Raw genomic sequence first — 20,356 nt, 5'->3', positions numbered from 1 at the left:
GTGATCCAGCTGAAAAACGCCAAGGAACTGGCGGCCATGCGCAAGGCCTGTGAGATCAGCGCCCAGGCGCTGCGCCGCGGAGGCGAAGCCATCGAGGCGGGCATTACCACCGCCGAGATCGACAAGATCATTTACGAGTATATCAAACGGCAGGGCGCCAGGCCCAACTTCAAGGGACTGTACGGCTTTCCGGGTACCGCGTGCATCAGCGTCAACGACGAGGTGATCCACGGCATCCCCAGCCACGCCAAGGTGATCCGGCCGGGCGATATCGTCAGCATCGACACAGGGGCTGCCTGGGGCGGCTTCAACGGGGACAACGCCTGCACCTTCGGGTGCGGCAAACTGGACCTGGAGGCCCAGCGGCTTTTGGACGTCACGCGCGAGTCGCTGCACCGCGGCATTGCCGCCGCGGTGTTCGGCGCGCGGGTGGGGGACATCAGCAACGCGGTGCAGACCTATGTGGAGGAGAACGGGTTTTCCGTTGTCCGCAGCTTCGTGGGTCACGGCGTGGGCAAGGAGCTCCACGAGGACCCGGAGGTGCCCAACTTCGGGCACGCCGGGCGGGGCCCGCGGCTGGTGGCCGGCATGACCCTGGCCATTGAACCCATGGTCAATCAGAAACACTATTCCGTGGTGACCCAGGCCGACGGATGGACGGTGAAAACGGCGGACGGCGGCCTCTCGGCTCACTTCGAGCACACGGTCGCCATCACCGCCGCCGGTCCGGAAGTTCTGACCAAAGCGTGGGAGGGGCCGGAATGGACTTTGTAAAAGGCCAGCTGGTCCGCTCCAAAGCCGGGCGGGACAAGGGCCGGACCTTTGCGGTGATCGGAATCGAAGGCCAGATGCTTTTTCTCGCGGACGGAAGTCTGCGCAAACTGGATCGGCCGAAGGCCAAAAAGATAAGGCATGTGGCCCCCACCGCAACCGTTCTGCGGGGCGAGAGCCTTGCAACCGACAAACAGCTCGCAGCGGCGGTGAAGGCGTTCGACGCCCTCCACCCCGCAAAGCCATGAGGAGGGAAGAGTTTGTCTAAAGAAGACGTCATCGAAGTTGAGGGCACCGTCGTGGAGGCGCTGCCCAACGCCACCTTCCGGGTGGAGCTGGCAAACGGCCATCGGTTGCTGGCGCACATCTCCGGCAAACTGCGGACCAATTTCATCCGCATCCTGCCCGGGGACAAGGTTACACTGGAAATGTCGCCCTACGATCTCACCAAGGGGCGCATCACCTGGCGCTCGAAATAAGCGCCAAAGCACAAAGGAGGTTCATCAGTATGAAGGTCAAACCTTCCGTGAAACCCATCTGCGAAAAATGCAAGGTCATCAAGCGCAAAGGTCGCGTGATGGTCATCTGCGAAAACCCCAAGCACAAGCAGCGCCAGGGCTAAGGCCCCAAGCGCCAGGGGGGCAAGTGCGTAGATTCCCGGCGCAGCCCCCGACACGGACATGGGATGTTATTTTAGGAGGTTTTTGAAACTATGGCACGTATTGCCGGCGTTGACCTGCCCCGCGAAAAGCGGGTGGAAGTAGGCCTGACTTACATCTATGGCATTGGCCCCAGCACCGCCAAGAAGATCCTGGCGGCCACCAACATCAACCCCGACACCCGCGTGAAGGACCTGACTGCCGAGCAGGAAGGCCTGATCCGTGAGTATCTGGACAAGAACAACGTCATCGTGGAAGGCGACCTGCGCCGCAACGTGGCGCTGGACATCAAGCGCCTGGTGGAGGTCCAGTGCTACCGCGGTGTTCGCCATCGCAAGGGGCTGCCCGTTCGCGGCCAGCGCACCAAGACCAACGCTCGCACCCGCAAGGGCCCGAAGCGCACCGTCGCGAACAAGAAGAAGTAAGGAGGAGCAAGAGAAATGGCAACTAAAGCTGCTGCTAAAAAGGGCGCTGTGCGTACCAAGCGGCGCGAGCGCAAGAACATCGAGCGTGGCGCTGCGCATATCCAGAGCACCTTCAACAATACCATTGTTACCATTACCGATACGCAGGGCAACACCGTTTCCTGGGCCAGCTCCGGCGGTCTGAACTTCCGCGGTTCCCGCAAGAGCACTCCCTTCGCCGCCCAGTCCGCGGCGGAGGCCGCCGCCAAGGTGGCCATGGAGCATGGCATGAAGACCGTTGAGGTCTACGTCAAGGGCCCCGGCGCCGGCCGTGAAGCCGCCATCCGCGCGCTGCAGGCCACGGGCCTCGAGGTCAACATGATCAAGGACGTGACCCCCATCCCCCACAATGGCTGCCGCCCGCCCAAGCGCCGCCGCATCTGATTTTTAAGGAGGAACAAGAATGGCAAGATATACAGGCGCAGTGTGCCGTCAGTGCCGCCGCGAAGGTCAGAAACTGTTTTTGAAAGGCGAGCGCTGCTATTCCGACAAGTGCGCGTTCGCGCGCCGCAGCTTTGTGCCCGGCCAGCATGGCGCCGGCCAGATGCGCAAGAAGGTCAGTGAGTATGGCCTGCAGCTGCGCGCCAAGCAGAAGGCGAAGCGCTACTACGGTGTACTGGAGAGCCAGTTCGCCCACTACTTTGACATGGCCGAGCGCAAGAGCGGCATGACCGGTGAGAACCTGCTGCGCATCCTGGAGAGCCGTCTGGACAACGTGGTCTACCGCGCCGGCTTTGCCATGAGCCGCAAGGAAGCCCGTCAGCTGGTGCTGCATCGCCACTTCACCGTGAACGGCAAGACCGTGAACATCCCCTCTTACCTCCTCTCCGCCGGCGACAAGGTGGAAGTGAAGACCACCGACAGCGCCAAGCTGAAGGAGTGCGCCGAGAAGAATGCCTCCCGCCCTGTGCCCGGCTGGATGACCAAGGACCTCGAGAAGATGAGCGTTGTGGTCGACAAGCTGCCGGACCGCGCCGACATCGACTTCGATGTGGCCGAGCACCTGATCGTTGAGTTGTACTCCAAGTAACAAACTCACCCAAGGGAAAGCGAACACTACAGGCCGGCCTTTCGGGGCCGGCCGCCAAGGGAGGATTTAATTATGATGGAGATCGAACGCCCCCGGATCGATACCGCGAGCCTGTCGCCCGACGGCCGTTACGGCAAGTTTGTCGTGGAGCCGTTGGAGCGAGGCTTTGGTACCACCCTGGGCAACAGCTTACGGCGCGTCCTGCTCTCGTCGCTTCCCGGTGTAGCCGTCACCAGCGTTAAGATCGACGGCGTCGTTCACGAGTTCAGCACGGTCCCCGGCGTCAAGGAAGACGTGACCGAGATCGTTCTGAACCTCAAGGGCATCGCCGCCAAACTCTACGCCGACGGCCCTGTCACCGTGCGCATCGAGGCGTCCGGTGAGTGTGAGGTTACTGCTGGCAGCATCAAACCCAGCGATGAGATCGAGGTGCTCAACCCCGAATGGCACATCGCCACCCTGGACGAAGGCGGCAAGCTCGTGATGGAGCTCACCTTCGACAAGGGCCGGGGCTATGTGCCCGCTGAGCGCAACAAGCAGCTGCTGATGGAGAAGAACGATCTGAACGTTCTGCCCGTCGACAGCATCTACACCCCTGTTCTGAAGGTCAACTACACCGTGGATAACACCCGCGTTGGCCAGATCACCGACTACGACAAACTCACCATCGAGGTGTGGACCGACGGCACCATCAACGCCAAAGAGGCGGTGAGCCTGGCGGCCCGGGTGCTCACCGAGCATCTGAACCTGTTCGTGAACCTGTCGGAGGAGGCCATCGGCGCCGAGATCATGGTGGAGAAGGACGACAAGGGCAAGGAAAAGGCCTTGGAGATGACCATCGAGGAGCTGGATCTGTCGGTGCGTTCCTTCAACTGCCTCAAGCGCGCGGGCATCAACACCGTGGAAGATTTGATCAACAAGTCCGAGGACGAGATGATGAAGGTCCGCAACCTCGGCCGCAAGAGCCTGGAAGAGGTCATGGCCAAGCTTGATTCTCTGGGCTTTACCCTTACCAAAGACGACGAGTAATTACTGCAAAGGAGTGAAACGGGATGCCCGGTACCAGAAAACTCGGCAGGACCAGCGAGCACCGCAGCGCCATGCTGCGCGCCATGGTCACCTACCTGTTTGAAAATGGCAAGATCGAGACCACCGTCACCCGTGCCAAGGAAGTTCGTTCCATGGCCGAGAAGATGGTGACCCTGGGGAAGAAGGAGGAGCTGCACGCCAAGCGTCAGGTCTACTCCTACATCACCAAGGAGACCGTGGCCAAGAAGGTCATCGACGAGTACGGCCCCAAGTATGCCGACCGCAACGGCGGCTACACCCGCATCGTCAAGATCGGCCCCCGCCGCGGCGACGCCGCCGAGATGGCCATCATCGAGCTGGTCTGAGCCCAGCGCGAACGAGCGTTTTCAGCCGCCCCTGTTCCCTCGGGAACGGGGGCGGCTGTTGCTTGTGAAAGGGGGGGCACAGAGCGTTTTTGGGCATATTCCCCAATTTTTGGGCCATTGCGGTCGTACCGCGTTGCGCTGGACGAAGAAAATGCCGAAAAATGCGCAGAGTGCTGTTCCTTTCGCAAAAAGTATGTTAATATGATGTTGTGAAAATCGTTGCCTGGCGCAGCCGGGCCGGAATTGAAAAAAGAACAGGAGTTGTTTGTTGGAATGGAGCAGCAGCAGCACAGCGGAAGCGAGTTTTTCATCGACGGCAACGGCGTTGCTGATCTGGGTCTCATCGCTACCCCCGGCGCCCATGAGCTGACCGCGCTGATCGACAGCCATCTGGTCCGCTGGGCCAACCGGAAGGGCATGAACAAGGAGACCTTCATCATCCCCAGCGAGTGCCCCCGCTTTTCCTCCGGCGACGGCAAGGGCGTGATCAAGAGCACCGTCCGGGGCGACGACCTCTATTTCGTGGTGGACGTGGGCAACTACAGCTGCAAGTACCGGCTGTTCGGCACCGAGAACAGCATGAGCCCCGACGACCACTACCAGGATCTGAAGCGCCTGATCCAGGCCGCCAGCGGCAAGGCCCACCGCATCACCGTCATCATGCCGCTGCTCTACGGCAGCCGCCAGCACCGCCGCACCTACCGGGAAAGTCTGGACTGCGCCTACGCCCTGCAGGAGCTGCAGAGCATGGGAGTGTCCAACATCATCACCTTCGACGCCCACGATCCCCGGGTGTCCAATGCGGTGCCCCTGATGGGCATGGACAACGTGATGCCCACCTACCAGGTGATGAAGTCGATGTTCAAGAACATCCCGGACTTCCGCCCCACCCCGGACAGCTTCATGGTCATCAGCCCCGACGAGGGTGCCATCAACCGGAACATGTACTACGCCAGCGTGCTGGGCGTGAACCTGGGCATGTTCTACAAGCGCCGGGATTACAGCCGGGTGGTGAACGGCCGCAACCCCATCGTTGCCCATGAGTATCTGGGCGAGAGCGTGGAGGGCAAGGACGTGTTCATCGCCGACGACATCATCTCCTCCGGCGAGAGCATGCTGGACATCGGCTACGAACTGAAGAAGCGGGGCGCCAAGCGCATCTACTGCAACGCCACCTACGCCATCTTCACCGCCGGCCTGGCCGAGTTCGACAAAGCCTATGAGGACGGCATCATCAGCGGCGTGTTCGGCACCAACCTGACCTACCGCACCCCCGACCTGTTGAGCCGCGAGTGGTTCCATGAGGTAGACGTGTCCAAGTACATCGCCTACTTCGTGGCGGCCATCAACCACGACATGAGCGTGAGCAGCATCATCGACCCCCACGCCAAGATCGAGGCCCTGCTGCAGCGCTACACTGTGAAATGATCGGCACTTTATACAATCCGTAATAACCATGGCCAAAAGAGGCTCCCGCCGCATCGCGGCGGGAGCCTCTTTTTGCGCTGTAAAGGGAATGGTCGGTCCGGGCTGTGCCGGTTTTCCGCCGTGCCGGGGCACGGGGATGCCGGCGGACAAAAGTGAGCGCCTCAACCGCCGCAGTGGCCGCCGCAGGTGTGGCCCTCGCCGTGACCTTCGTGATGGGCGCAGGCGGCGTTCGGGTCAAAGGACAGGGTGCCCGCCGCCAAAGCGGCCGCCGCGGCGTCGGCGCTGCCGGTCACGCCGGGATATACCGTGATGCCCGCCGCGGCCAGAGCGGTGCGGGCCCCGCCGCCGATGCCGCCGCAGATCAGCGCGTCCACGCCGTTTGCCGCCAGCAGCCCCGCCAGCGCCCCGTGGCCGCTGCCGTTCGCGGGCAGCAGGGCGCTGCCCGTCACCTTGCCCGCTTCTGCCTCGTAGATCATGAAGGCGGCGCTGTGGCCGAAATGCTGAAAGACCTGGCCCGCCTCGTAGGGAATCGCGATTTTCATAGATCCAATGCTCCTTTGGAAGGGCGGCCCGTCCGGCCGCCCTGTTTTGCTCCCATTATGGCCCCCGGGGCGGAAAAAGTCAAGGGAAGGGCACGGGCCCTTGCCCCGGACAGCGGGGAAGGCCGTCCCCGCAGGTGCGGAAGACGACATGCCCCGCAAGGCTCACAGCGTTTTGTACAGCACCCGGGCGGAACTGGTCTTGCCACCCCAGGTGAGGTTCACCCGCTGGCTGCCGGCGTAGCCCAGCCGCTGCCAGAAGGGCAGGGGACTGCCGGGATGGCCGTCCACCACGTCGATGCGCACCCGACGGCTGCCGCCGGAGCGCAGATGTTCCTCCAGCAGGGCGGCGCACCGCTGCCCCAGCCCCCGGCCCTGGGCGGCGCGGGCCAGAATGAGCAGCGAGAGATAGGCGGTCTCGCCGCCCCGCACATCTGCCGCGGCCACCACGGGGCCGCCCGTTCCCTCGGTGATCAGGAAGGAGGCAAAGCCCGCCCGGGCCATCTCCTCCAGTTCGGCGCGGAGAAAGGCTTCGTCCACCCGGCTGCGCCCGAGGTGGTGGGCGAGAAAGTCGGGATTCGAATCGTAAATGGCGGCGATGACCGCCGCGTCCCGCCCGCCGGCGGGGCGAAGACACAATGCCATGGCGCCTCCTCCTCTCTGGCGGAAGTATACCACGTCGGCGGACGAAAGGCAAACGAAGGCCGGTAAGCACCCGTCCCCGGCCCGGACGGGTGCGGCAAAGAGCGGGGCGGGAAGCGGCGGGCGAGAGGGCAAAAACGGGGAATGTGCGGGCGGCCGAAAAACGGGGGAAAGGGGAAGTTTTGCCGCATTTTGCGCTTGCGACGGGCTGCGGCAAAAAGCGGAGGGAGCGGGGGCTATACTGGGGACGAATGCCGGCGGCAGACGCCCGCCGGTGGTACCACAGCAGTCGCGGCGGCCCGCCGTACATAGGGACACGGGCCGCCGCCGCGCTGACAACCAAAAAGGACGAAAAACGAGGTGGAAGAAGATGAACGAACACTTGCGCGCCCTGCGCCTGCGCCGGCGGCTGGAGCAGGCGGGCCCGGTCCTGTGGCAGCTGGCGGCGGGAGGCAGCGGCTTCGCCCTGGCGGCGGGGGGCGTTTTCGGCGGGCTGCACCCCTTCGGCCTGGCCCTGGTGCTGGGGGCGGGGCAAAGCTGGCTGCAAAGCGCCGCAGCGGGGGCGGCACTGGGGTATCTGGCCCTGCTGGACCCGGTGGACAGTCTGCGCTGGCTGGCGGCGCTGGCCTCCGCGCTGGCCGGGCGCTGGCTCTTCCGCACCGTATTCTGGCCGGCGGCCGCCGCCGGCTGCGGCACCCTGTTGCTGGTGCAGCTGATGCTGTCCATGGCGGGGCTGTCCACCCCGGCGGCGGCCTTTGCCACCCTGGGAGCTGCGCTGCTGGCCGGGGCGGCCGGCTTTGCCCTGGTCAAGACGGCCCGCACCCGGCCCCGCCTGTCACAGCCTCTGGCGGGACAGGCCTTTCCGTTGGCGATGCTGGCATTGCCCGCCCTCTGCGCCCTGCCCGCAGGCCCCCTGGAGCCAGGGGTGACGGTGCTGGCGGCGGCGGGGCTGTGGCTGGCCTATCGGGGGCGTGTGCGGGACTGCGCCGCCCTGTGCGCGGTGGGGGCGGTGATGCTGGCCGCCGCCGATCCGGACTTGGCCTTTGCCGGACTCGGGGTGACGGCGGGCTGCCTTGCCGCCGCCTTCTTCACCCCCGGCGAGCGGATGGGCAGCGGCGCGGTGTTCCTGGGCACGGCGGTGCTGTGCAGCCTGGCCGCGCCCGCACCCGCGGCGCTGCTGGGCTTTCTGGCCAGCGCGGCCCTGGCCGAGGCGGCCTTCTTCGCCCTGCCCCGCCGCTGGCTGGCGGCGCTGCCCGGCCAGGCCGAGCAGGCGGCGGAGAGCGCGGCGCGGCCCCGGGTGGCGAGCGCCGTGGGGCAGCTGGAGCATGTGGCCCGGGCCCTCACCGGCATCGCCGACACGGTGGACAGCGTTTACAAGACCCTGCCCAAAAAAGGGGAGAGCTACAACTGGGTGATGGATCATGTGGCGGAGGAACTCTGCCGGGGCTGCGGCCAGCGAGAGCGCTGCTGGGTGGAGAATTACTCCGACACGGTGGACGGCTTTCTGCGCCTCAAGCCCATTCTGGAGCAGCAGGGCCGGGCGGCGCTGGAGCAGCTGCCGGGCCAGTTCTGCCGCTGTGTGCATCCGGTGGAACTGTGCAGCGCGGCGGGGCGAGCCTATACCCTTTACCGCAGCCGGCGGGAGAGCCGGGTGAGGGCGCAGGCGATGCGCAGCGCCCTCACCGAGCAGTACACCGCCATGGCGCAGGCCCTGGGGCAGATGGCGGGCCAGCTGGGGCAGACCGTCGCCCCCGACGAGGGCAAGACCGCCCGGCTGTCGGCGCTGTTCGCCTCCCTGGGGCTGGAGCCGCTGGAGGTGCAGCTGGGCTATGATGCATCCGGACGGCTGCGGGGCACGGTGAGCGTCAACCGCACCGCCTTCTCCCACGAGGAACTGGCGGAACTTTCCAAGGAGGCCGCCGGTATCTGTCACCGGGCGCTGGCGCCCTTCGGGGTGGACCACGCCGGCCCGATCACCACCCTTACCCTCACCGAAAAAGCGGTGTATGACCCGGTGTTCGGCCTGGCGGCCTATCCCGCCCGGGAGGAGGCCTGCGGCGACGCGGTGCAGCAGTTCTGCGACGCCTTTGGCAACGCCCACCTGCTGCTCTGCGACGGCATGGGGGTGGGCAAGCCCGCCGCCATCGACGGCACTCTGGCCTGCACCCTGGCCGCAAAGCTGCTGAAAGCGGGCTTTTGCGCCGAGAGCGCCGCGCGGCTGGTGAATGTGGCGCTGTCCCTCAAGAGCGACGAGGAGAGCGCCGCCACCCTGGACCTGGTGAGTGTGGACCTCTACACCGGGCGGGCCAGCCTGTACAAGGCGGGGGCCTGCCCCACCTTCCTGGTGCGGGGCGGCAAGGCGGAACCGGTGGAGGCCGCCGGCCTGCCGGTGGGCATCCTGAGCAGCGTGGTGGGCGCGCAGCACACCCTGACCCTGCATGAGAAGGAACTGGTGGTGCTGGTGAGCGACGGGGCGCTGGTGGACGGCCCCGGCTGGATCTGCCAGCAGCTGGAACTCTGCGCCGCCATGGGCAGCACCCCCGCCGAGATCGCCCGCATTCTGGCGGACATGGCCAAAGGCCGGGCCAGCTGCAGCGCCCGCCCGGACGACATCACCGTGGCGGTGCTGGCGCTGGAAAAGGCGGTGTGACCGCGGCTTTCACAACAAAGCGCCCCTCCGGGACCCTTGCGGGCCCGGAGGGGCGCTTTGCTCTGCCCGGCGAGAGAGACCGGCTTGCCCCGCCGCCCCGTGCCTGCTCCGCCGCGCTGCCTGCCGCCCTGGCCGTGGACCGCCGGGTTGCGGCCAAGGGGCGCGGCGTGCCGTTCGCTCCGCGCCGCGCCCCTTGAAAAAACTGTGAAAAGAGCGGTCCGGGGGTTGCATTTATCTTCTACATGATGTAGTATTAAATCGTCGACAAGATGTAGAAGATGGAGGCGAAGAAAATGAAACTGTCCGACGCGGAACTGGAGATCATGGAAAAAGTCTGGGAGCTGGACGCGCCGGTCACGGCGGCGCGGCTCACCGAGCGGCTGGCGGAGAAGGGCTGGAAGCCCTCCACCCTGCTCACCTTTCTGGCCCGGATGGTGAACAAGGGGGCCCTGGCGGTGGAAAAACGGGGCAAACAGAACGTCTACCGGGCGCTGGTGAGCGCCGACGCCTACCGGGCCGAGGCGGCCCGAGAAGTGCTGGGCCGGTATTACAGCGGCAGCGTCAAAAGCATGGTTGCGGCGCTGTACGACGGCAAGGGCCTCTCTGCCGGGGAACTGGCGGAACTGCGGGCCTGGCTGGACGAGGAGGCGAAGGGCCATGAATGAACTGTTTTACGCATGGGTGCTGCCCCTCTCGGCAGCGGGGGCGCTGGCGGTGCTGGCCTGCCTGGCCCTCTCGCCGCTGCTGAACAAGCTGCGGCCCGCCGCCCGGGCCCGGGCGCTGGCGGCGGCCTTTCCCTTCTTTTTGGTGCCGGTGGGGCCGGTGCTGGCGCTGCTCTTCGCGGCGAGGCCCGCTCCGGTGGCCGCGCCCCTGGCCCCGGTGGGCCGGGCGCTGAACACGGCCGCCCGCGCCGCCCAAAGCGCCGCCCCGGCGGCGCTGAGCCCGATGCACGCGGCGGCTCCCGCGCCGGACCCGGTGGCCCTTGCACTGGCGGCGCTGCCCTGGGTGTGGGCGGCAGGCGCGGTGTTCTGCACCCTCTGGCAGTGGGGGCGGTATCTGCGCTTTGTCCGGGGGCTGGAGCGCCTCTCCACCCCCGCGGGGGAGGAACAGACGGCGCTGTGGGGGGAGGTGTGCGCCCGGTCGGGCGTGCTCCGCGCGCCCCGGCTGCGGGCCTGCCCCGGCCTTGCCGGCCCGGTGATGACCGGCCTTGTGCGTCCGGTGCTCTACCTGCCCGCCGCCATGGAACTGGGGCGGCTGGAACTGGCCCTGCGCCACGAGGCGGCCCATCTGAGCCGGGGCGATCTGTGGGTCAAGGCGCTGGTGCGCTGGTGCTGCCGGCTGCACTGGTTCGATCCTCTGTGTGCTTTCCATGCGGCCCGCTGGAGCCGGGCCTGTGAGTACGCCTGCGACGCGCAGGCCGCCGCCGGCCTGGACGAAGCCGCCCGCCGCGCCTACGGCCTTCTGTTGCTGGACGCGGCCCAAAGTTGCCCTCTACCCGCCGGCGCGGCGGGCCTGGGCGGCAGCAAAAAGGAACTGAAGGCCCGTTTGACTGCCCTGCTGCACCCGGCGACCCCCGGCCGCCGGTTCACCGCCGGGGTGGCGGCGGCGCTGGCCGCCGCCCTCTGCCTCACCGCCTGCGCGGCGGCGGGCCTTTCGGCCTCTGACGCCCCGGTGTCCGCCCCGGTGAGCAGCGCCTCGCCCCAGCCGCTGGCAGGCATGTCCTCCTCACAGGAGCAGGATGCGCCGGACTCGGCTTCGCAGCCGCCCGCCTCCCAGAGCGCGGCCGCAGCGGACAGCGCGCAGCCGCCCGTCTCTCAGAGCACTGCGCAGGCAGACGGCGCGCAGCAAACGGAGGAGTTTATCTGGCCGGTGCCGGACTACACCGGCGTTAGCCGCTGGAAGAGCGACTACCATAAGGGGGCGGATCTGATGGCCCCCAAAGGCAGCGAAGTGCTGGCCATGGCGTCGGGCACCGTGACCATGGCTCAGTTCCATTACAGCTACGGCAACGTGGTGGAGATCGACCACGGGAATGGCCTTTCCACCCTTTACGCCCACCTGGATAGCATTGACGTGGCCGAAGGGGATGTGGTGGAGCAGGGCTGGCAGATCGGCACGGTGGGCACCACCGGAGACACCACCGGCGTGCAGTGTCATACGGAGGTCCGCCAGGACGGCGCGCTGCTGGACCTGCGCGACTACTTCCCCGACGCCTGACCGCCGCCCGGAGGGAAACCGGCAAACGCGGCCCCGGCAGACACGAAAAAAGACCGCCCCGGTGGGGGCGGCCTTTTTCGGTTCAATGGCAAAGGGGAAGGGGCGCTTACGCCTTGTTCACGCTGCCGAACAGTTCCATCTTCTCCTTGACGGTGGCCTTGATGGCCTCAAAGCCGGGCAGCAGCAGCTTGCGGGGGTCGTAGCCCTTGCCCTGCTGGTCCTTGCCGGCCTCGATGTATTCGCGGGTGGCGGCGGCGAAGCTCAGCTGGCACTCGGTGTTCACGTTGATCTTGGACACGCCCAGGCTGATGGCCTTCTTGATCATGTCGGCGGGGATGCCGGTGCCGCCGTGCAGCACCAGGGGGATGCCGCCGGTGGCCTGGTGGATCTTGTCCAGCGCGTCAAAGTCCAGGCCCTTCCAGTTGGCGGGGTACTTGCCGTGGATGTTGCCGATGCCCGCGGCCAGGAAATCGATGCCCAGGTCGGCGATGCGCTTGCACTCGGCGGGGTCGGCCACCTCGCCGGCGCCGATCACGCCGTCCTCCTCGCCGCCGATGGAGCCCACCTCGGCCTCCACCGAAACACCCATGGAGTGCGCCAGCTTCACCAGCTCGGTGGTCTTGGCCACGTTCTCGTCGATGGGGTAGTGGCTGCCGTCGAACATGATGCTGGAGAACCCGGCCTCCAGGCAGGCCTTGGCGCCCTCGTAGCTGCCGTGGTCCAGATGCAGGGCCACCGGCACGGTGATGTTCAGGGTCTCCACCATGGCCTTGACCATGGCGGCCACGGTCTTGTAGCCGGTCATGTATTTGCCCGCGCCCTCGGAAACGCCCAAGATCACAGGGCTGTTCATCTCCTGCGCGGTGAGCAGGACGGCCTTGGTCCATTCCAGATTGTTGATGTTGAACTGACCCACGGCGTAGTGGCCGTCCCGGGCCTTCTGGAGCATTTCAGTGGCATTCACTAACATATTTATGACCTCCGATCGTTTGGATGGGATGAAATTCCTCAAACAGTATACCCCATCGGACGGACAAAATCAATCGTTCCGGCGGGGTTTTGTCGTTTTTTTGTCCGCTGTCTTCCGGGGGAGAACATCCCGAGCGTAGTCGAAGATGAACTGCTGGGCGATGCCCTGGTACGGCCGGCAGCACACCGGCGCGCCCCGGGGGAAAAGGCGCGCCATCGCCCGCTTCATCCACACGTCCATGGGCACCACGCTCCAGCGGGAGAGGCTGTAGAGCAGCACACAGTCCGCCACCTTGGGGCCCACCCCTTTCACGGTCATCAGCAGCGCCCGGGCCTCGGCGTCGGGCAGGCTTGTGAGCGCCGCCTCGCTCACAAGCCCCAAGGCGACCCAGCGGGCCGCGTCGATGAGATATTCCGCCCGCCAGCCCGCCCGCAGAAAGGCAAGATCCTCCGGCCGGAGGGCGGCCAGCACCTCCGGGGCGGGAAAGGCGTGCAGGCCGCCGCCCAGCGGCGCGCCCAGCCCCTCGCACAGTCGGCCGGTGATGGCGGTGATGCGGGGGATGTTGTTGTTCTGGCTGATGATAAAGCAGCACAGCGTCTCAAAAAAGGGCTGGCGCAGCACCCGGATGCCCGGGCTGTGCTCCACGCAGGCCGCCAGGCGCTTGCTGCCGGCGCAAAAGCGCCCCAGCAGGGCGGGGTAGTCCAGGTCCAGGGCGAAGTAGCGCTCCCAGAAGGCCCGGTCCGCCTCATCCGCCCCCTCCAGCACCAGCGCCTTTCCCTCCATGCGGGCGGTCACCGCCCGCCCGGCGGCCGTGCCGGCCCAGCCGCCGCCCTCCAGCGGCCGCCACAAAAAGGTCTGGCCGCAGCGCAGGGTGGCGTCCAGATCCAGCCCGCCGGTCTCTTCAAACAGCAGCATGGCGTCTCCTTTCAAAAGCGAAATCTTCTGTCTGTACAATAGCGGCCCGGGGCGGCAAAGTCAAGAGCCGCGCCGCCGCTGCGGGGCGCGTTTCGACGCAGTAAATTAAGAGAAAAAAGGGGCAAAATCCCTGTAAAAACCGTCGAAATTCCAATATTGACAGGCCGTTTATAACCCCTTGTTTACAGAAAAACTTTCAACAACGCTGTGGAAAACCGGGTTGAAAACCTGCCTCGCTGTGGAAAAAGTGCCCCGGACAGGCCGTTTTTTAACATTTTCCACAGAGTTTTCAACATGTGGAAAGCCCAAGACGCCATTACCAAGTGTATAACCGTCTTTACAAAAGCGGGGCGCGGCCGTCTACTGCCAAAGATTCGGAATAAATTTTTGCCAGAATGCCAAAAATCCCGCCGGGGAACGCCCGCCGGCGCAGGGGCGGGGTCGAAACGGGGCGAAACTTTGTGTCAAACACTGGCAAAAGCCGCGGCAGGGTGGTATACTTTTCTGTGTATATGGATACGGCAAGCAAGGCGGCGCAGGCCGCCGGTTCAAAAAAGGAGACACTATGCGCAACAGCCCCGATAAACACGAGAACGGCGGGCCCGAACAGAGCCTGGTATACGGCAAGAACCCGGTGACGGAACTGCTGAAAAGCGGCGCCGGCGTGGACACCGTGCTGCTCAGCGAGAGCCTGCCGGAGGCGGTGGCGTCCTACTACACCGCCCTGGCCAGGCAGGCGGGCGCGGTGGTCAAGCGGGTGCACCCCAACAAGCTGCGCCTCACCTGCGGCACCGACAGCCATCAGGGGGTGGCGGCCTACGCCTCCTCCATCTCCTACGCGGCCCTGGACGATCTGCTGGCCGCCGCCCGCCAGAAGGGGGAGCCTCCCTTCCTGGTGCTGGCCGACGGCGTGGAAGACCCGCACAACCTGGGGGCGATCATCCGCTCGGCGCTGCTGTGCGGCGCGCATGGGGTGGTCATTCCCAAGCGGGGCGGCGCGGCCGTGACCCCCACGGTGCTCAAAAGCAGCGCCGGCGCTGCGGCCCGCCTGCCGGTGGCCCGGGTGGCCAACATCGGCGAGAGCATCCGCCGCCTGAAGGAACAGGGAGTGTTCGTCTACTGCGCTGACCTGGACGGTCAGCCCCTGGAACAGGCGGACCTCACCGGCCCGGTGGCGCTGGTGCTGGGCAGCGAGGGAAAAGGGGTGAGCCCGCTGGTGCGCAAGCTGTGCGACGGCGCGGTGCGCCTCTCGATGGCCGGGCGCGGCACCGGGGTGGACAGCTTCAACGTCTCGGTGGCGGCGGGCATCATCCTGTACGAGATCGCCCGGCAGCGCCGCTGAACACATACGCCCATATGGCATGGAGGGATCGAAGGTGCCAGACAACAAATTTTCCAGCTCGGTGGACGAGATTTTGGAAACACTCAAGCAGCAGCGGGCGGCGGAGCCGGCCAGCGATCAGGCGGTGGATGAGATCCTGGCCGACCTGGGCCTGGGCGACCGCATCCCCCTGCCGCCCGTGAACAGGGAGGCGGCCCGCGCCAAGCCGACGGAACAGGCAGGGGCCCCCGGGGAACAAACGGCCGCGGCCCCGCCGCCGGCCCGGCAGCCCGCGGCGGGCGCTCCCGTCAACGAGCCTCCCCGCCGCCGGCCCCCCCGGGAACAGGGGGGCGCCCCGCGCCGGAGCCCGGAAAAACAGGCTCCCGCCCCCGCGCAGGAGCCCGCCCGGCAGCAGGCCCCCGAACAACAGGCCGCGCCGCAGCCGGTCCGCAGCGCCCCCGCGCCCGCGGAGAAGCCGGCCGCCGCGGAGCAGGCCCCCGCGAAGGAGGAGCGGCGCGCCCGGCACATCCAGCGCCCGGCGGCGCGGGGCGCCGAGGAGGCGTCCGCTGCCCGCCGGCGGGACGCGGACGGCGCGGACGAGGTGCTGCGGCAGGTGCAGCAGACGGTGGCGGAGCCCGCCGCCGTCACGGCGGACCCGGCCCATTTCACCGGCACCATCAGCGAGACGATGCAGTTCGACGCCGAGTTCCAGAAATTCTTCAGCGAGAGCGTGGCGGTCATCCCCGACGAGGAGCCGGAGCAGCACCCGGGCTTTTTCGCCCGCTTCCTGCGCCACAAGGACGACGCCGGCTTTGAAGAAGAGGACGAGGAGCTGGGGGAGACCGGGGAGGTCCGGGTGGACGAGCCCACCCTGATGATCCCCAACACCCACCCCGCCCCCCGGCCGGAGGAGGAACCGGTGGCGCTGCCGGTGAACGGCGAGCCCACCCGTCCGGTGGAACCTGCCGCCAGGGGCGGCGACACCGGCGTCATCGAACTGGAGGGGCCGGAGGAGCCCACCCGCCCGCTGGACGATCTGGAGGCGGCCGCCGGCAGCATCCGCTTTGAGGAGGAGCCGGAGGAAGCCCCCGCCGAGGAGGAGGAGGAACCCGCCGCCCGCCGCGGCCTGCTGCCCAGGCTGTTCGGGGGCGAAGCGCCCGCCGACGCGGTGTTTGACGAGCCGGAGGAACCGGAATACATCGACGATTACGAGGATCCCGCCGACGCCGGCGCGGTGCAGGCGGACCTGGACGGGATGCGCCGCCGGCTGGCGCTGCGCACGGTGGTCACCGGTCTGGTGACGGCGGTGCTGCTCTATCTGGGCCTGGCGGTGGAGGGCAGTCCGCTGCCCCCCGTGGGGCCCCTTGACCCGGCCACCGCCCCCGCCGCCTGGCTGGCGGTGCAGCTGATCGGTCTGCTGGCGGTGTGCGCCGTCAACTGGCGGGTGTTCGCCGCGGGCATCCCCGGCATCTGGGCGCGGCCCAGCGCCGACACCGTCCCCGCCCTGGCGGCCCTGGGCGCGCTGGTGCAGCTGGTGGTGCTGCTGGCGGGGGCCGACCGGTTTGAATCGGACAAACTCACCCTTTTCGTGGCGCCCGCGGCCCTGCTGCTGTGCCTCAACGCTTTCGGGCGCTTTGTGATGCAGGGCGTGGTGGTGCGCAACTTCCGCATGGCCAGCGCCGGCAGCGAACACACGGCGGCGGTGCCCCTGCAGGACGCCGAGCTCACCGCCCGGCTGGCGCAGGGCCTGGGGGAACCGGAGCCCTGCCTGCTGGTGAACCGGCCCACCTCGCTGGTCAAGGGCTTTTTGCGCCAGAGCTTTTCCCGGCGCGCCAGCGACGGCCTGGCCCAGAAGCTGAGCTGGCTTTTGCTGGGCGCGGCGCTGCTGAGCGCCCTGGTGAGCCTCTTCGCCGGCCACGGCGGCCTGGCCGCCGTCAACGCCCTGGCGGGGGCGCTGTGCCTGGGCGCGCCGCTGGCGGCCACCCTGCTGAGCGCGCTGCCCAGCCTGCTGGCGCAGAAGAGCGCCGTCCAGGTGGGGGCGGTCATCCCCGGCGCGTCCGCCATGGAGCAGCTGGGCCGCGCCAACATGGTGGTGGTGGGCGCCCGGGACCTGCTGCCCAGCGCCAGCGTGCGGCTGCACGGCATCAAGACCTTCGACAAGCAGCGCATCGACCTGGCCATCCTCTACGCCGCCTCGGTGCTCATCGAAGGGTGCGACACCCTGCGGGATGTGTTCATGACCATCATCCAAGGCAAGACCGAGATGCTGTTCAAGGTGGAGAACCTGGAGAACCTGCCCGGCTACGGCTTCACCGCCTGGGTGAACAACAACCGGGTCATCGTGGGCAACCGGGCCTTCATGCAGCAGCAGGGGCTGGAGATCCCCAGCCTGGACTATGAAAACCGCTACACCAAGGGCAAGCGCCTGCCCATCTATCTGGCGGTGAGCGGGCGGCTGTTCGCCATGTTCCTGGTGAGCTACAAGGCCAACGCCCAGGTGGCGGCCACCCTGGCCGACCTGCGGCGCCAGGGCGTCTCGCTGCTGGTGCAGAGCGACGACTTCAACCTCACGGGCGAGGGGCTGGCGGTGCTCTACGGCCTGCCGGCCGACAGCGTCAAGGTGCTCACCGGCGCCGAGCGCCGGCTGCTGGCCCCCCACACCGCCTACGCCGAGACCACCGAGGGCTGCATGACCCACATGGGCAGTTTTGCCTCCTTCGTGGGCGGCCTGCGGGCCGCCGCGGGCGCGGCCTGGGGCGAGCGGGTGGCAAGCCTGGTGCAGGCGGCGGGGGTGGCCATCAGCTGCCTGCTGGCGCTGCTGCTGGCCTTCACCGGCGGCATCGGCGCGCTGGGCCTGCCGGCGCTGGTGCTCTACCAGGCCGCCTGGGCGGTGCTGACGCTGGCCATGCCGCTGCTGAAAAAATATTGATTTCTTGTTCCCCCGCCGGGCAGCCCCCGGCGGGGATTTTTGTCGCTTTTGCGGCGCGTTTACCGCCCGTCAATAGGCAAAATAGACAAAGCTTTCGGCGGATTTTGTGCGGCGCTTCCCCCGCTTTTACAGGGAATTGTTCTTTAAAAAATGTATAAACTATGCTAAAATTTTGTATAGGTTGCTACCGCCGCATTACCTTTGCAAAACACGCGGTAGAAGAGAGGGTTATTTAGAATGAAGAACTACGCCAACACGAACATCCGAAACATTCTGGTGGCCGGCCACGCCGGCTGCGGCAAGACCACTCTGGTGGAAGCGCTGCTGTACACCACCGGCGCGCTGGAGCGCATGGGCCGCGTGGAAGACGGCAACACCGTGAGCGACTTTGACCCCGAAGAGGCAAAGCGCCACGCGTCGCTGAACCTGGCGGTCGTCCCCGTGGAGTACGAGGACGTCAAGCTGAATTTCCTGGACGCCCCCGGCCTGTTCGACTTTGAACTGGGCCAGTACGAGGGCATCCGGGCCGCCGGCAGCGTGCTCATCACCGTTTCGGCCCGTTCGGGTGTGACCGTTGGCGCCGAAAAGGCTTACCGCCTGGCCGAGAAGATGGGCCGCAGCAGGGTGGTGTTCGTCAGCAAGACGGACCTGGAGAACGCCAACTTCTACAAGATCCTGGAGGAACTCAAGACCAAGTTCGGCCCCTCGGTGTGCCCCTGCGTGGTGCCCACCCGCCAGGAGGACGGCACGGTGATCTATGTGAACCTGTTCAGCCAGAAAGCCTTCAAGTATGAGGGCGGCAAGCAGGTCCAGGTGCCCCTGCCCGACATGGGTCACCGGCTGGACGGCCTGGTGGAGGCCATGAGCGAGGCCGTGGCCGAGACCGACGACGCCCTGATGGAGAAGTTCTTCTCCGGCGAGGCGTTCACCACCGAGGAGATCGTGGAGGGCCTGGCCAAGGGCTGCAAGAGCGGCATGATCACCCCCGTGTTCTGTGGCAGCGCCGTCAACCTGCAGGCGCTGGACATGTTGCTGTATAACCTCAAGGTGCTGCTGCCCAGCCCCGCCGAGGTGCCCGCCCCCGTGGCCCGCACCGCCGCCGGCGACGAGGTGGAACTGGCATGCGACCCCGCGGCCCCGGTGGCGGCCTACGTCTTCCGCACGGTGGCCGACCCCTTCGTGGGCAAGCTGAGTTATGTGAAGGTGCTCTCCGGCACCCTCACCGGCACGTCCAGCCTGGTGAACGCCCGCACCGGCGAGGCCGAGCGCTTCGGCAAGCTGCTGAACATGCGGGGCAAAAAACAGACCGATGTGGATTCCATCACCGCCGGCGATATCGGCGCGGTGACCAAGCTCTCCGCCGCCCAGACCGGCGACACCCTGTGCGATCCCGCCCGGGTGGCGGCGCTGCCCGACCCCGTCTTCCCCAACCCCACCCTGTCCATGGCGGTTCGGGTGACCAAGAAGGGCGACGAGGGCAAGATCGGCGCGGCGCTGGCCCGCCTGATGGAGGAGGACCGCACCCTGGCCTACCGTGTGGACGCCGAGACCGGCCAGCAGATCATCTCCGGCCTGGGCGAGCAGCATCTGGACGCCGTGGTGGCCAAGCTGAAGGCCAAGTTCGGCGTGGATGTGGAGCTCACGCCGCCCCGGGTGGCCTACCGGGAGTCGGTGCGCAAGAAGTGCAAGGCCCAGGGCCGCCACAAGAAGCAGACCGGCGGCCACGGCCAGTTCGGCGACGTGTGGATCGAGTTTGAACCCTGCGACAGCGAGGAACTGGTGTTCGAGGAGAAGGTGTTCGGCGGCAGCGTGCCCAAAAACTACTTCCCCGCGGTGGAAAAGGGCCTGCGCCAGGCCGCCAAGCACGGCGTGCTGGCCGGCTATCCGGTGGTGGGCCTGAAGGCCACCCTGCTGGACGGCAGCTATCACCCGGTGGACTCCAGTGAGATGGCCTTCATCATGGCCGCGAAACTGGCCTACAAGGCCGCCCTGCCCGAGGCCGGCCCGGTGATTTTGGAGCCCTTCGGCACCCTGCGCGCCCATGTGCCCGGCGACAACACCGGCGACATCATGGGCGAGGTGACCAAGCGCCGGGGCCGCGTGCTGGGCATGACCCCCGACGAGGATGGCCTGCAGGTGGTGGAGGCGGAGGTGCCGCTGGCCGAGATGCAGGATTTCACCACCTTCATGCGGCAGCTCACCCAGGGCCGGGGCCACTTCACCCTGGATTTCGTGCGCTATGAGCCGCTGCCCTCCAACCTGGAGGACAAGGTCATCGAGGAGGCGAAGAAGCTGGGCAATGGCGCCGAGGACGAGGAGTGACCTTCCGCTTTCGCCCGGCCGCAAACAAAAGCAAAGCGAGCACACGGCCCTGCCGGCGGCGGGGCCGTGTGCCTTTGTGCCGCGGGCGGCATAAAACGCCCGGCA

The 20,356-nt window shown here is 66.8% G+C and carries 20 protein-coding genes; 16 read left to right on the top strand and 4 right to left on the bottom strand.

The genetic code is table 11. The features are described 5' to 3' along the window. The 10 genes from map (at position 1) to ACH2A7_RS04305 (ending at position 5,746) form a co-directional block, all read left to right on the top strand. Positions 1 to 774 (top strand): type I methionyl aminopeptidase, encoded by a 774-nt coding sequence (gene map / locus ACH2A7_RS04350; protein WP_394960442.1) that lies wholly within the window; start codon positions 1 to 3, stop codon positions 772 to 774. After that, the gene (locus ACH2A7_RS04345; protein WP_394960440.1) at positions 762 to 1,019 is read left to right on the top strand and encodes a KOW domain-containing RNA-binding protein; all 258 of its coding nucleotides are present in this window, start codon (positions 762 to 764) and stop codon (positions 1,017 to 1,019) included. Before map ends, ACH2A7_RS04345 begins: the two co-directional genes overlap by 13 nt. Positions 1,020 to 1,031: 12 nt before the next feature. Next, positions 1,032 to 1,250 carry a translation initiation factor IF-1 gene (gene infA / locus ACH2A7_RS04340; protein WP_058965282.1) on the top strand — a complete coding sequence of 73 codons (219 nt, stop codon included), beginning with the start codon at positions 1,032 to 1,034 and terminating at the stop codon, positions 1,248 to 1,250. Between the two features lie 29 nt (positions 1,251 to 1,279). Next, entirely contained in the window at positions 1,280 to 1,393 is a 114-nt protein-coding gene (gene rpmJ, locus ACH2A7_RS04335) for a 50S ribosomal protein L36 (protein ID WP_058965281.1), read from the top strand. A 90-nt stretch (positions 1,394 to 1,483) separates the two neighbouring features. Then, on the top strand, positions 1,484 to 1,855 hold the full coding sequence (rpsM, locus tag ACH2A7_RS04330; protein ID WP_394960437.1) for a 30S ribosomal protein S13: 372 nt from the start codon (positions 1,484 to 1,486) through the stop codon (positions 1,853 to 1,855). A 15-nt stretch (positions 1,856 to 1,870) separates the two neighbouring features. After that, the gene (rpsK, locus tag ACH2A7_RS04325; RefSeq protein ID WP_177522288.1) at positions 1,871 to 2,278 is read left to right on the top strand and encodes a 30S ribosomal protein S11; all 408 of its coding nucleotides are present in this window, start codon (positions 1,871 to 1,873) and stop codon (positions 2,276 to 2,278) included. 19 nt (positions 2,279 to 2,297) lie between these two features. Further along, on the top strand, positions 2,298 to 2,924 hold the full coding sequence (gene rpsD / locus ACH2A7_RS04320; protein WP_394960435.1) for a 30S ribosomal protein S4: 627 nt from the start codon (positions 2,298 to 2,300) through the stop codon (positions 2,922 to 2,924). Between the two features lie 72 nt (positions 2,925 to 2,996). Continuing rightward, the gene (locus ACH2A7_RS04315; RefSeq protein WP_394960433.1) at positions 2,997 to 3,953 is read left to right on the top strand and encodes a DNA-directed RNA polymerase subunit alpha; all 957 of its coding nucleotides are present in this window, start codon (positions 2,997 to 2,999) and stop codon (positions 3,951 to 3,953) included. Between the two features lie 23 nt (positions 3,954 to 3,976). Beyond that, positions 3,977 to 4,318 (top strand): 50S ribosomal protein L17, encoded by a 342-nt coding sequence (gene rplQ / locus ACH2A7_RS04310; RefSeq protein ID WP_394960431.1) that lies wholly within the window; start codon positions 3,977 to 3,979, stop codon positions 4,316 to 4,318. Between the two features lie 273 nt (positions 4,319 to 4,591). Continuing rightward, positions 4,592 to 5,746, top strand: a complete 1,155-nt coding sequence (locus ACH2A7_RS04305; protein ID WP_394960429.1) for a ribose-phosphate pyrophosphokinase — start codon at positions 4,592 to 4,594, stop codon at positions 5,744 to 5,746. 161 nt (positions 5,747 to 5,907) lie between these two features. Here ACH2A7_RS04305 and ACH2A7_RS04300 read toward each other — a convergent pair whose 3' ends face one another. After that, a complete protein-coding gene (locus tag ACH2A7_RS04300; protein WP_394960427.1) occupies positions 5,908 to 6,288 on the bottom strand; it encodes a NifB/NifX family molybdenum-iron cluster-binding protein in 381 nt (126 codons plus the stop codon). A 162-nt stretch (positions 6,289 to 6,450) separates the two neighbouring features. Beyond that, positions 6,451 to 6,930: a GNAT family N-acetyltransferase gene (locus tag ACH2A7_RS04295; protein WP_394960425.1), complete on the bottom strand. Its 480-nt coding sequence runs from the start codon at positions 6,928 to 6,930 to the stop codon at positions 6,451 to 6,453. A gap of 367 nt (positions 6,931 to 7,297) precedes the next feature. Here ACH2A7_RS04295 and ACH2A7_RS04290 point away from each other — a divergent pair, with 367 nt between their 5' ends. From ACH2A7_RS04290 to ACH2A7_RS04280, 3 genes are all read left to right on the top strand, one after another. Further along, positions 7,298 to 9,577 carry a SpoIIE family protein phosphatase gene (locus tag ACH2A7_RS04290; protein ID WP_394960423.1) on the top strand — a complete coding sequence of 760 codons (2,280 nt, stop codon included), beginning with the start codon at positions 7,298 to 7,300 and terminating at the stop codon, positions 9,575 to 9,577. 293 nt (positions 9,578 to 9,870) lie between these two features. Continuing rightward, a complete protein-coding gene (locus ACH2A7_RS04285; protein WP_394960421.1) occupies positions 9,871 to 10,242 on the top strand; it encodes a BlaI/MecI/CopY family transcriptional regulator in 372 nt (123 codons plus the stop codon). After that, a complete protein-coding gene (locus ACH2A7_RS04280; protein WP_394960419.1) occupies positions 10,235 to 11,794 on the top strand; it encodes a M56 family metallopeptidase in 1,560 nt (519 codons plus the stop codon). The genes ACH2A7_RS04285 and ACH2A7_RS04280 overlap by 8 nt, the downstream gene beginning before the upstream one ends. A 106-nt stretch (positions 11,795 to 11,900) precedes the next feature. Here the strand turns inward: ACH2A7_RS04280 and fba are convergent, their stop codons facing one another. Together fba and ACH2A7_RS04270 are read right to left on the bottom strand one after the other, a co-directional pair. Next, positions 11,901 to 12,764 (bottom strand): class II fructose-1,6-bisphosphate aldolase, encoded by an 864-nt coding sequence (fba, locus tag ACH2A7_RS04275; RefSeq protein WP_394960418.1) that lies wholly within the window; start codon positions 12,762 to 12,764, stop codon positions 11,901 to 11,903. A 69-nt stretch (positions 12,765 to 12,833) separates the two neighbouring features. Continuing rightward, on the bottom strand, positions 12,834 to 13,679 hold the full coding sequence (locus tag ACH2A7_RS04270) for a DNA-3-methyladenine glycosylase family protein (protein ID WP_394960416.1): 846 nt from the start codon (positions 13,677 to 13,679) through the stop codon (positions 12,834 to 12,836). A gap of 565 nt (positions 13,680 to 14,244) precedes the next feature. Here ACH2A7_RS04270 and rlmB point away from each other — a divergent pair. The 3 genes from rlmB (at position 14,245) to ACH2A7_RS04255 (ending at position 20,251) form a co-directional block, all read left to right on the top strand. Then, complete coding sequence (rlmB, locus tag ACH2A7_RS04265) at positions 14,245 to 15,021, top strand: 23S rRNA (guanosine(2251)-2'-O)-methyltransferase RlmB (protein ID WP_394960414.1); 777 nt, start codon at positions 14,245 to 14,247, stop codon at positions 15,019 to 15,021. Positions 15,022 to 15,055: 34 nt separating this feature from the next. Next, positions 15,056 to 17,929 (top strand): hypothetical protein, encoded by a 2,874-nt coding sequence (locus ACH2A7_RS04260; RefSeq protein ID WP_394960412.1) that lies wholly within the window; start codon positions 15,056 to 15,058, stop codon positions 17,927 to 17,929. A 237-nt stretch (positions 17,930 to 18,166) separates the two neighbouring features. Next, complete coding sequence (locus ACH2A7_RS04255; protein WP_394960410.1) at positions 18,167 to 20,251, top strand: elongation factor G; 2,085 nt, start codon at positions 18,167 to 18,169, stop codon at positions 20,249 to 20,251. Positions 20,252 to 20,356: the final 105 nt, after the last annotated feature.

The organism is Candidatus Allofournierella merdavium (assembly GCF_944382735.1).
Taxonomy (GTDB): domain Bacteria; phylum Bacillota; class Clostridia; order Oscillospirales; family Ruminococcaceae; genus Allofournierella_A; species Allofournierella_A merdavium.
The sequence above is the reverse complement of the archived record's forward strand: the minus strand, read 5'-3'. Positions and strand labels throughout refer to the sequence as shown.

Coding starts and splice junctions, on each gene's coding strand:
- ACH2A7_RS04255 (WP_394960410.1), top strand. CDS start 18,167: ATGAAGAACTACGCCAACACGAACATCCGAAACATTCTGGTGGCCGGC.
- ACH2A7_RS04290 (WP_394960423.1), top strand. CDS start 7,298: ATGAACGAACACTTGCGCGCCCTGCGCCTGCGCCGGCGGCTGGAGCAG.
- rlmB (WP_394960414.1), top strand. CDS start 14,245: ATGCGCAACAGCCCCGATAAACACGAGAACGGCGGGCCCGAACAGAGC.
- rpmJ (WP_058965281.1), top strand. CDS start 1,280: ATGAAGGTCAAACCTTCCGTGAAACCCATCTGCGAAAAATGCAAGGTC.
- rpsD (WP_394960435.1), top strand. CDS start 2,298: ATGGCAAGATATACAGGCGCAGTGTGCCGTCAGTGCCGCCGCGAAGGT.
- rpsK (WP_177522288.1), top strand. CDS start 1,871: ATGGCAACTAAAGCTGCTGCTAAAAAGGGCGCTGTGCGTACCAAGCGG.
- fba (WP_394960418.1), bottom strand. CDS start 12,764: ATGTTAGTGAATGCCACTGAAATGCTCCAGAAGGCCCGGGACGGCCAC.
- ACH2A7_RS04315 (WP_394960433.1), top strand. CDS start 2,997: ATGATGGAGATCGAACGCCCCCGGATCGATACCGCGAGCCTGTCGCCC.
- rplQ (WP_394960431.1), top strand. CDS start 3,977: ATGCCCGGTACCAGAAAACTCGGCAGGACCAGCGAGCACCGCAGCGCC.
- ACH2A7_RS04305 (WP_394960429.1), top strand. CDS start 4,592: ATGGAGCAGCAGCAGCACAGCGGAAGCGAGTTTTTCATCGACGGCAAC.
- rpsM (WP_394960437.1), top strand. CDS start 1,484: ATGGCACGTATTGCCGGCGTTGACCTGCCCCGCGAAAAGCGGGTGGAA.
- ACH2A7_RS04345 (WP_394960440.1), top strand. CDS start 762: ATGGACTTTGTAAAAGGCCAGCTGGTCCGCTCCAAAGCCGGGCGGGAC.
- ACH2A7_RS04300 (WP_394960427.1), bottom strand. CDS start 6,288: ATGAAAATCGCGATTCCCTACGAGGCGGGCCAGGTCTTTCAGCATTTC.
- ACH2A7_RS04270 (WP_394960416.1), bottom strand. CDS start 13,679: ATGCTGCTGTTTGAAGAGACCGGCGGGCTGGATCTGGACGCCACCCTG.
- ACH2A7_RS04285 (WP_394960421.1), top strand. CDS start 9,871: ATGAAACTGTCCGACGCGGAACTGGAGATCATGGAAAAAGTCTGGGAG.
- ACH2A7_RS04280 (WP_394960419.1), top strand. CDS start 10,235: ATGAATGAACTGTTTTACGCATGGGTGCTGCCCCTCTCGGCAGCGGGG.
- ACH2A7_RS04295 (WP_394960425.1), bottom strand. CDS start 6,930: ATGGCATTGTGTCTTCGCCCCGCCGGCGGGCGGGACGCGGCGGTCATC.